This is a genomic window from uncultured Streptococcus sp. (assembly GCF_901875575.1).
Taxonomy (GTDB): Bacteria; Bacillota; Bacilli; order Lactobacillales; family Streptococcaceae; genus Streptococcus.
Genome location: NZ_CABFMF010000020.1, coordinates 1 through 11,017 on the forward strand (window position 1 = coordinate 1; position 11,017 = coordinate 11,017).

The 11,017-nt window shown below is 37.0% G+C and carries 8 protein-coding genes; all 8 read left to right on the forward strand.

Going from position 1 to position 11,017, the window contains the following annotated elements; genetic code table 11:
- Positions 1 to 838, forward strand: an 838-nt coding sequence (locus tag QZ114_RS05980) for an LPXTG cell wall anchor domain-containing protein (protein WP_295500891.1), incomplete at its 5' end; no start/stop codon positions are given.
- 131 nt (positions 839 to 969) lie between these two features.
- A complete protein-coding gene (locus tag QZ114_RS05985) occupies positions 970 to 4,071 on the forward strand; it encodes a DNA polymerase III subunit alpha (RefSeq protein ID WP_295500913.1) in 3,102 nt (1,033 codons plus the stop codon).
- Between the two features lie 81 nt (positions 4,072 to 4,152).
- A complete protein-coding gene (gene pfkA, locus QZ114_RS05990) occupies positions 4,153 to 5,160 on the forward strand; it encodes a 6-phosphofructokinase (RefSeq protein ID WP_295500894.1) in 1,008 nt (335 codons plus the stop codon).
- Between the two features lie 58 nt (positions 5,161 to 5,218).
- Positions 5,219 to 6,724, forward strand: coding sequence for a pyruvate kinase (gene pyk, locus QZ114_RS05995; RefSeq protein WP_295500897.1), 1,506 nt, complete (start codon positions 5,219 to 5,221; stop codon positions 6,722 to 6,724).
- 220 nt (positions 6,725 to 6,944) lie between these two features.
- Positions 6,945 to 8,204 carry a UDP-N-acetylglucosamine 1-carboxyvinyltransferase gene (locus QZ114_RS06000; protein ID WP_295500900.1) on the forward strand — a complete coding sequence of 420 codons (1,260 nt, stop codon included), beginning with the start codon at positions 6,945 to 6,947 and terminating at the stop codon, positions 8,202 to 8,204.
- A gap of 15 nt (positions 8,205 to 8,219) precedes the next feature.
- Positions 8,220 to 8,771: a GNAT family N-acetyltransferase gene (locus tag QZ114_RS06005; protein WP_295500903.1), complete on the forward strand. Its 552-nt coding sequence runs from the start codon at positions 8,220 to 8,222 to the stop codon at positions 8,769 to 8,771.
- Positions 8,764 to 10,041, forward strand: a complete 1,278-nt coding sequence (gene spxR, locus QZ114_RS06010) for a CBS-HotDog domain-containing transcription factor SpxR (RefSeq protein ID WP_295500907.1) — start codon at positions 8,764 to 8,766, stop codon at positions 10,039 to 10,041. Before QZ114_RS06005 ends, spxR begins: the two co-directional genes overlap by 8 nt.
- Positions 10,042 to 10,068: 27 nt before the next feature.
- Positions 10,069 to 10,929 carry a methionyl aminopeptidase gene (locus QZ114_RS06015; protein ID WP_295500910.1) on the forward strand — a complete coding sequence of 287 codons (861 nt, stop codon included), beginning with the start codon at positions 10,069 to 10,071 and terminating at the stop codon, positions 10,927 to 10,929.
- Positions 10,930 to 11,017: the final 88 nt, after the last annotated feature.

Genomic DNA, 11,017 nt, shown 5'->3' on the forward strand with positions numbered 1-11,017 from the left:
GACCATCACACGAACAAATGTGAGAAACAAAGTCACAGGAGCAATAACTGAAGGAAACTGGAGTGAAGCAAGCTGGGCTGCAGTAGATTCTCCAAGGGTTGAAAACTATAACGCCCCAAGTAAAGCAAAAGTGGATGCGGTACAAATTACACCAACAACAGAAAATGTGACAGAAGTAATTGAGTATACGCAAGGAACAGAAAATATAGTTGAAAGTAAAGCAGTTACACGTACTATCACTTATGTAGATGCAGCGGATAAGACAAAAGAAGTTGCAGATACTGTTAAACAAACAGCAACCATCACACGAACAAATGTGAGAAACAAAGTTACAGGAGTAATAACTGAAGGAAACTGGAGTGAAGCAAACTGGGATGCAGTAGATTCTCCAAGGGTTAAAAACTATAATGCTCCAAATAAAGCAAAAGTGGATGCGGTACAAATTACACCAACAACAAAAGATGTGACAGTGATTGTGGAATATACAAAACTCAAGCCAGAACCAAAGCCGGAGCCAAAACCAAAACCAGAATCACAACCGGAACCAAGACCTTACCCAGGTCCAACTCCGATTCCAAAACCAGCTCCAGCACCTCAGCCAGATCCTAGTCCTGCACCAAATCCTGTTCCAGTGACACCTGAGACTCCTAAACAACCAGTAGCTCTAGTGACACCAGAACAACCAGCAGAGCCTGCTACACTACAGTATGCGGATGGTCAAAACGAACTTCCAAATACTGGTACAAAAGATCATGCTGATTTAGCAACACTTGGACTTCTAGGAGCCTTGAGTGGATTTGGATTGGTAGCTCGTAAGAAAAGAGAAGATGAAAAATAATTTCGAATCTCTTTTAGATACAGTTTTTCATTCAAATAGTAAAAGAACTTGAGATTTCATATCTCAGGTTCTTTTCTTTCTCTTTTTGAAAATGGTATAATATAGTTAGAATGATAGAGGAGAAGTGTAAATTGATAGCACAACTGGATACAAAAACAGTCTATAGTTTTATGGAGAGTGTCGTTTCAATAGAAAAATATGTGTGTAGAGCAAAAGACTATGGCTATACTCATCTGGCTATGATGGATGTTGATAATCTTTATGGTGCATTTGATTTTCTAGAGATTACAAAAAAATATGGCATTCATCCTTTATTAGGGCTTGAAATGACTCTAACAATAAATAATAGTGAAGTCAATATACGTTTTTTAGCTCTCTCTAGTGTAGGTTATCAACAGTTGATGAAGCTATCTACGGCTAAGATGCAGGGGGAGAAAGAATGGTTATTTTTCTCACAGTATTTAAACGATATTGCGGTCATTGTTCCTTATTTTGAAGAGATTGATTCATTAGACTTAGGTTGTGATTTTTATATAGGTGTATATCCAGATACTGTTGTGACTGAATTTAATCGTCCAATCGTTCCCCTTTATCGCGTTAATTCTTTTGAAAAAAATGATAGGGAAGTTCTACAAGTCTTAAAAGCAATCAAAGAAAATCTTCCGATAAGAGAAGTTTCCTTGCACTCACAACAAGATGTGCTTTTATCTGCAAATTCTTTAGAGAAACTATTCCAAGAACGCTTTCCTCAGGCCTTGGACAATTTAGAAAAGCTTATTTCAGGAATTTATTATGATTTGGATACAAGTTTGAAACTTCCTCGTTTTAACCCAGCTAGACCAGCTGTAGAAGAGCTGAGAGAGCGTGCTGAACTGGGGTTGACTCAGAAGGGGTTAATTACTAAAGAATATCAAGATCGTTTAGACCAAGAATTAGCTGTTATTCATGATATGGGCTTTGATGATTATTTCTTAGTTGTTTGGGATTTATTACGTTTTGGACGATCTAAAGGTTATTATATGGGAATGGGGCGTGGTTCTGCTGTAGGGAGTTTAGTAGCCTATGCTTTAGATATTACTGGAATCGACCCTGTTGAGAAGAATCTGATTTTTGAGCGTTTTCTTAACCGAGAACGTTATACTATGCCGGATATTGATATCGATATTCCTGATATTTATCGCCCAGATTTTATCAGATATGTTGGTAATAAATATGGCAGCAAACATGCGGCTCAAATCGTTACTTTTTCAACCTTTGGGGCTAAGCAAGCTCTTCGAGATGTTTTGAAACGCTATGGTGTACCAGAGTATGAATTATCTGCAATTACCAAGAAAATCAGTTTTCGTGACAATCTCAAGTCAGCCTATGAGGGCAATCTACAGTTTCGCCAGCAAATCAATAGTAAGCTAGAATATCAAAAAGCTTTTGAAATAGCTTGTAAGATTGAAGGATATCCAAGACAAACATCTGTCCATGCTGCGGGTGTCGTTATTAGTGACCAAGATTTAACTAATTATATTCCACTTAAGCATGGTGATGAAATTCCTTTGACTCAATATGATGCCCATGCTGTTGAGGATAGTGGTTTGTTGAAAATGGACTTTCTAGGCCTACGAAATTTAACTTTTGTCCAAAAAATGGCAGAATTATTGGAAGAATCAGAAGGAATTCATCTAAATATAAAAGAGATTGATTTAGAAGATAAAGCAACTTTGGAACTTTTTGCTTCAGGAAATACGAAAGGTATTTTTCAATTTGAACAACCTGGCGCTATTCGTTTATTGAAACAAGTTAAACCAGTGTGCTTCGAAGATGTGGTCGCAACAACTTCTCTAAATAGACCAGGTGCCAGTGATTATATTTCTAACTTTGTTGCTAGAAAGCATGGCCAGGAAAAAGTTACTGTATTAGATCCAGTTTTAGAAGATATTTTAGCTCCTACCTATGGAATTATGCTTTATCAAGAGCAGGTCATGCAGGTTGCTCAACGTTTTGGAGGATTTAGTTTAGGGAAAGCTGATATTTTAAGGAGGGCTATGGGTAAAAAAGATCCAGTAGCCATGCATGAGATGAGGGCATCTTTTATTAAAGGTTCAGTTGAGAGTTGTCACAGCAAGGAAAAAGCAGAACAAGTTTTTAATGTGATGGAAAAATTTGCAGGTTATGGATTTAACAGATCCCATGCCTACGCTTACTCTGCCCTGGCTTTTCAATTAGCTTATTTTAAAACTCATTACCCAGCTATTTTTTATCAAGTTATGTTGAATGCTTCTAGCAGTGACTACTTAACAGATGCTATAGAGTCAGGATTTGAAATAGCACCACTATCGATTCATACTGTTCCTTATCACGATAAAATTTCGAATAAGACCATTTATCTTGGTTTAAAAACCATTAAGGGAGTGAGTAAGGATTTAGCTCTTTGGATTATCCAAAATAGACCTTTTTCTACTATTGAAGATTTTATATCTAAGTTACCTAGAAATTACCGTAAAATTTCTCTTTTAGAACCTCTTATAAAAGTTGGTCTCTTTGATTCATTTGAAAAAAATCGTCTAAAAGTATTAAATAATCTACCCAACTTATTTGATTTTGCAGATTTAATAAGTGGTTTATTTGATGACTCAATTTATGATTGGTTAGATTTTAATGACTGGACAGAGCAGGAAAAATACTACCTGGAACAGGAATTACTCGGAGTTGGTATAAGTAAACATCCTTTGCAGACAATAGCAAATAAAGCAATTTATCCGATCACACCGATTGAAAAAATCTCAGAAAACACTTCGTGTATTATTTTGGTTGAAATCCAAAAAATCAAGATTATACGTACTAAAAAAGGGGAAAATATGGCTTTCTTACAGGTAGATGATAGTAAGAAAAAATTGGATGTAACCCTATTTTCTGATTTGTACAGACAAGAAAGTTCGAAACTAAAGGAAGGAGTTTTCTACTATATAAAGGGAAAAATTCAGTTACGTGATGGTCGTCTGCAAATGATTGCACAAGAAATCAGAGAAGCAGTGGCAGAACGTTTTTGGATACAAGTTAACAATCATGAAAAAGATCAAGAAATTTTCCAAATATTAGAAGGATTTAAAGGTCCAATACCAGTTATTATAAGGTATGAGGAAGAAAAGAAAACAATTGTTTCTTCAAAATATTTTGTAATGAAATCTCCTGAATTAGAGTCAAAATTAAATGGAATTGTTATGAAAACGATTTATCGCTAAAAATACGGAAAATAGGAGAATTTTCCAATAAATTGTGATATAATCAGTAAGAATGTTAAAAGAAAAAGGAGCATAAACCAAATGAAACGTATTGCTGTTTTAACTAGTGGTGGAGACGCCCCTGGTATGAATGCTGCCATTCGTGCAGTTGTTCGTCAAGCAATTTCAGAAGGAATGGAAGTATTTGGTATCTATGATGGATATGCTGGTATGGTTGCTGGTGAAATTCATCCCCTAGATGCAGCTTCTGTAGGAGACATTATTTCTCGTGGTGGTACTTTCCTTCACTCAGCTCGTTATCCTGAGTTTGCTAAACTTGAAGGCCAACTTAAAGGGATTGAGCAATTAAAAAAACATGGTATTGAAGGCGTAGTTGTTATCGGTGGTGATGGTTCATACCACGGTGCTATGCGTTTAACTGAACATGGTTTCCCAGCTATCGGTCTTCCAGGTACAATTGATAATGATATCGTTGGTACTGATTTTACAATTGGATTTGATACTGCTGTTACAACTGCTATGGATGCTATTGATAAGATTCGTGATACATCATCAAGTCACCGTCGTACTTTTGTAATTGAAGTTATGGGACGTAACGCTGGTGATATCGCTCTTTGGGCAGGTATTGCAACTGGTGCTGATGAAATCATTATCCCTGAAGAAGACTTCAAGATGGAAGATATCGTAGCAAGCATCAAAGCTGGCTACGAGTGTGGTAAAAAACACAATATCATCGTATTAGCTGAGGGTGTTATGTCAGCTGCTGAATTTGGTCAAAAACTTAAAGAAGCTGGAGATATGAGCGACCTTCGTGTGACAGAACTTGGACATATTCAACGTGGTGGTTCTCCAACTGCTCGTGACCGTGTATTGGCGTCACGAATGGGTGCCCATGCCGTTAAACTTCTTAAACAAGGAATCGGTGGAGTTGCAGTTGGTATCCGTAATGAGAAAATGGTAGAAAACCCAATTCTTGGTACTGCAGAAGAAGGTGCATTATTTAGTCTTACTGCTGATGGTAAGATTGTGGTTAACAACCCTCATAAAGCAGACCTTGAGCTATCTGACTTGAATAAAAGCTTGTCATAATCCATAATTTAGTTAACTCGACCAAAAAGGTCATATATATAAAGGAGTCACAAAAATCATGAACAAACGTGTAAAAATCGTTGCAACTTTGGGTCCTGCGGTTGAAATCCGTGGTGGTAAAAAATATGGTGAAGATGGATACTGGAGTGGAAAACTTGATGTTGAAGCTTCAGCTAAAAACATTGCTAAATTGATTGAAGCTGGTGCAAATACATTCCGTTTCAACTTCTCTCACGGTGACCACCAAGAACAAGGTGACCGTATGGCAACTGTTAAACTTGCTGAAAAACTTGCAGGTAAAAAAGTTGGTTTCCTTCTTGATACTAAAGGACCAGAAATCCGTACAGAATTGTTCGAAGGAGATGCAAAAGAATACTCTTACACAACTGGTGAAAAAATTCGTGTTGCAACTAAACAAGGAATTCAATCAACTCGTGAAGTAATTGCATTGAACGTTGCTGGTTCACTTGACATCTATGATGATGTTGAAGTTGGACGCCAAGTATTAATTGACGATGGTAAACTTGGTCTTCGTGTGGTTGCTAAAGATGATGCGACTCGTGAATTTGAAGTTGAAGTTGAAAATGATGGTGTTATTGCAAAACAAAAAGGTGTGAACATTCCTAACACTAAAATTCCTTTCCCAGCTCTTGCTGAACGTGATAATGATGACATCCGCTTTGGTCTTGAACAAGGAATTAACTTCATTGCGATTTCATTTGTACGTACTGCAAAAGACGTTGAAGAAGTTCGTGCAATCTGTAAAGAAACTGGAAACGGACACGTTCAATTGTTTGCAAAAATTGAAAACCAACAAGGTATCGACAACTTGGATGAAATCATCGAAGCTGCTGACGGTATCATGATTGCCCGTGGTGACATGGGTATCGAAGTACCATTCGAAATGGTTCCAGTTTACCAAAAAATGATCATCAAGAAAGTTAATGCTGCTGGTAAAGTTGTTATCACTGCAACAAACATGCTTGAAACAATGACTGAAAAACCACGTGCAACACGTTCAGAAGTATCAGACGTATTTAATGCTGTTATCGACGGTACTGACGCTACAATGCTTTCAGGTGAATCTGCGAATGGTAAATACCCTCTTGAGTCAGTTACTACAATGGCTACAATCGATAAGAACGCTCAAACTCTTCTTAACGAATACGGTCGTTTGAATTCAGATTCATTTGAACGTAACTCTAAGACAGAAGTAATGGCTTCAGCTGTTAAAGATGCTGCTAACTCAATGGATATCAAATTGATTGTAACTCTGACTAAAACAGGTCATACAGCTCGTTTGATTTCTAAATATCGTCCTAATGCTGATATCTTAGCATTGACATTTGACGAATTGACTGAGCGTGGATTGATGTTGAACTGGGGTGTTATCCCAATGTTGACAGATGCCCCATCATCAACTGATGATATGTTCGAAATTGCTGAACGTAAAGCAGTTGAAGCAGGTCTTGTACAATCTGGTGACGATATCGTTATCGTAGCTGGTGTACCAGTTGGAGAAGCTGTACGTACAAACACAATGCGTATCCGTACAGTACGTTAATCTAACATTAAAAAGCCTATCATATCAAGCTTTCTAGCCTGTGTGATGGGCTCTTTTTTATCTAGGAGCAAAAAAGGGCAAAACTTTTTATTCTCGATTTGATGCTTATAATTAGGGAATAGATATTAAAAATTATAAAGGATGGAAAAAAGACAGAAATTATGATATACTTTAATGTAGGACCTTTTTAGAAATTTTGAAAGAGTATTAAAAATAGATAATGAAAAAAATTGTTATCAATGGTGGCATTTCACTGCAGGGTGAAATCACCATTAGTGGTGCAAAAAATAGCGTAGTCGCCTTGATTCCGGCAATAATTTTAGCCGACGACGTTGTTACTTTAGATTATGTTCCAGAAATTTCTGATGTAGATAGCTTAGTTGAAATTATGGAATTAATGGGTGCGAGTGTTAAGCGTTACGATGATGTTCTAGAAATAGATCCAAGAGGTGTTAAAAATATCCCTATGCCTTATGGCAAAATTAATAGTCTTCGGGCATCTTATTATTTTTATGGGAGCTTATTAGGTCGTTTTGGGGAAGCTACAGTGGGCTTACCAGGAGGGTGTGATCTTGGACCTCGTCCTATTGATCTTCATCTCAAAGCTTTTGAAGCGATGGGAGCTAAGGTAAGTTATGAGGGAGATAATATGAATTTATCTACCCAAGGGAAAGCTCTTCATGGTGCAAGTATCTATATGGATACAGTTAGTGTTGGTGCGACTATTAATACGATGATTGCTGCAGTGAAAGCAAAAGGACGGACTGTTATAGAAAATGCTGCGCGTGAACCTGAGATTATTGATGTTGCAACTTTGTTAAATAATATGGGGGCTCATATCCGAGGTGCAGGAACAAATATAATTACTATTGATGGTGTAGAAAAACTTCATGGAACACGCCATCAAGTTATTCCAGATCGTATTGAAGCTGGAACCTATATTTCTTTAGCTGCTGCAGTTGGTAAAGGAATTCGTATTAATAATGTCCTTTATGAACACATAGAAGGCTTTATTGCGAAATTGGAAGAAATGGGTGTTCGAATGACTGTATCTGAAGACAGTATATTTGTTGAAGAGCAATCCAATTTAAAAGCAATTAATATTAAAACAGCTCCTTATCCAGGTTTTGCAACAGATTTACAACAACCAATTACCCCTCTTTTATTAAAAGCTCAAGGGCGTGGTACCATTGTTGATACGATTTACGAAAAACGTATCAATCATGTTTTCGAATTAGCTAAGATGGACGCAGATATTTCTACAACGAATGGGCATATTTTATATAGAGGTGGACGTGGTTTACAGGGAGCAAAGGTTAAGGCGACTGATCTTAGAGCAGGGGCAGCATTAGTTATTGCTGGTCTGATGGCAGAAGGAAAAACTGAAATTACAGATATCGAGTTTATCTTACGTGGTTATTCAAATATTATTGAAAAATTACGTAATCTAGGAGCTGATATTACACTAGTTGACGAATAAATCGTAGAGGTGTTTATGAATATTTGGACCAAATTAGCAGAGTTTTCTTTTTTTGAGACGGATCGCTTGTATTTGCGTCCTTTCTTTTTTAGTGATAGTAAGGCATTCTATGAAATTGCTGCTAATCCTGAAAACTTACAATTCATATTTCCAACTCAGGCTAGCTTAGAAGAAAGCCAATTCACACTTGCGAATTATTTTATGAAATCTCCATTGGGTGTATGGGCTATTTGTGATCAGAAAACTCAGCAAATGATAGGTTCTATCAAGTTTGAGAAGATAGATGAGATAAAGAAAGAAGCTGAAATTGGCTATTTTTTGAAAAAAGATACTTGGTCCCAAGGATTTATGACTGAAGTTGTCACCAAACTTTCTCAGCTTTCCTTTCAAGAATTTGGTCTTAAAAAATTAACTATTATTACTCATGTAGAAAATAAGGCTAGTCAAAAAGTTGCTCTCAATGCTGGATTTAGTCTTTTTCGTCAGTTTAAGGGAAGTGATCGCTACACAAGAAAAATGCGAGATTATCTTGAATTTCGAAATGTAAAAGGAGAATTCAATGAGTAAACACCAGGAAATTCTAAGCTATTTAGAAGAATTGCCAGTTGGTAAGCGTGTTAGTGTTCGTAGTATTTCTAATCATTTAGGAGTTAGTGATGGAACGGCTTATCGTGCAATCAAAGAAGCTGAAAATCGTGGAATTGTCGAGACTCGTCCACGAAGTGGAACAATTCGTGTAAAATCTCAAAAAGTAGCAATTGAAAAACTAAATTATGCTGAAATAGCTGAAGTTACTTCTTCTGAAGTTTTAGCTGGACAAGAGGGTCTAGAACGTGAATTTAGTAAGTTTTCAATCGGAGCTATGACTGAACAGAATATTTTATCCTATCTTCATGATGGTGGTCTATTGATTGTAGGTGATCGAACTCGTATCCAATTGTTGGCTCTTGAGAATGAAAATGCTGTTCTTGTTACTGGTGGATTTCATGTAAATGAAGAAGTACTGGAGCTTGCAAATCAAAAAGGGATTCCTGTTTTAAGAAGTAAGCACGATACCTTTACTGTTGCGACAATGATTAATAAAGCCTTATCAAATGTACAGATTAAAACAGATATTTTAACAGTAGAGAAACTCTATAGATCAAGTCATGAATATGGTTTTCTCAGAGAAACAGATACTGTTAAAGATTATTTGGATTTAGTTCGCAAGAGTAGAAGTAGTCGTTTCCCAGTTATTAATCAACACCAAGTTGTTGTTGGAGTAGTTACTATGAGAGACGCAGGAGATAAGTCCCCTAATACCACCATTGATAAGGTCATGACACGAAGTGTCTTTCTGACAGGTTTAGCAACCAATATTGCTAATGTCAGCCAAAGGATGATTGCAGAAGACTTTGAGATGGTTCCAGTAGTACGAAGTAATCAAACCTTACTTGGTGTTGTTACGAGACGTGATGTTATGGAAAAGATGAGTCGTTCTCAAGTTTCAGCTCTTCCAACTTTTTCAGAGCAAATAGGACAGAAGCTTTCTTATCATCATGATGAAGTAGTCATTACAGTAGAACCTTTTATGCTTGAAAAAAACGGAGTTCTTGCTAACGGTGTATTGGCAGAAATCTTGAGTCACATGACACAAGATTTAGTGGTGAATAGTGGACGCAGTCTTATTATTGAACAGATGCTCATTTACTTTTTACAGGCTGTTCAGATTGATGATACATTACGTATTCAGGCTCGTATCATCCATCATACAAGACGATCTGCTATTATTGATTACGACATTTACCACGGACATCAGATCGTTTCAAAAGCAAATGTAACGGTAAAAATTAATTAGAATCTTATTTAGAAACTAGGTAAAAATATGATAACATTAAAATCCGCTCGTGAAATTGAAGCCATGGATAAGGCGGGTGATTTCTTGGCTAGTATCCATATCGGATTACGTGATTTGATTAAGCCAGGTATTGATATGTGGGAAGTTGAAGAGTATGTCCGTAGACGTTGTAAGGAAGAGAATTTCCTTCCTCTTCAAATTGGAGTTGATGGAGCAGTTATGGATTATCCTTATGCAACTTGTTGCTCACTTAATGATGAAGTAGCTCATGCTTTTCCTCGTCATTATATCTTGAAGGATGGTGACCTGCTTAAAGTTGATATGGTTCTAGGTGGTCCTATTGCCAAATCTGACCTTAATGTCTCTAAACTGAACTTCAATAATGTCGAACAAGTTAAAAAGTATACTCAAAGCTATTTTGGTGGCTTGGCGGATTCGTGTTGGGCTTATGCGGTTGGTACACCGTCTGAAGAAGTAAAAAACTTGATGGATGTGACCAAAGAAGCAATGTATAAGGGAATTGAGCAGGCTGTAGTAGGAAATCGTATCGGTGATATAGGTGCGGCTATTCAAGAATATGCTGAAAGTCGTGGTTACGGGGTTGTCCGAGATTTAGTAGGCCACGGTGTAGGACCTACAATGCATGAAGAACCAATGGTGCCTAACTATGGTATTGCAGGTCGTGGTCTTCGCCTTCGTGAAGGAATGGTTTTGACAATTGAACCGATGATTAATACTGGCGACTGGGAAATTGATACAGATATGAAGACTGGTTGGGCACATAAGACCATTGATGGTGGTCTATCTTGTCAATATGAACATCAATTCGTTATTACCAAGGATGGGCCTGTAATTTTGACTAGTCAAGGTGAAGAAGGCACATATTAAGAAAATAAAAATGAACTGCACCCCAAAAGTTAGACAGAAAAATCTAACTTTTGGGGTGTTTTTATTATGAAATTAACTTATGAAGATA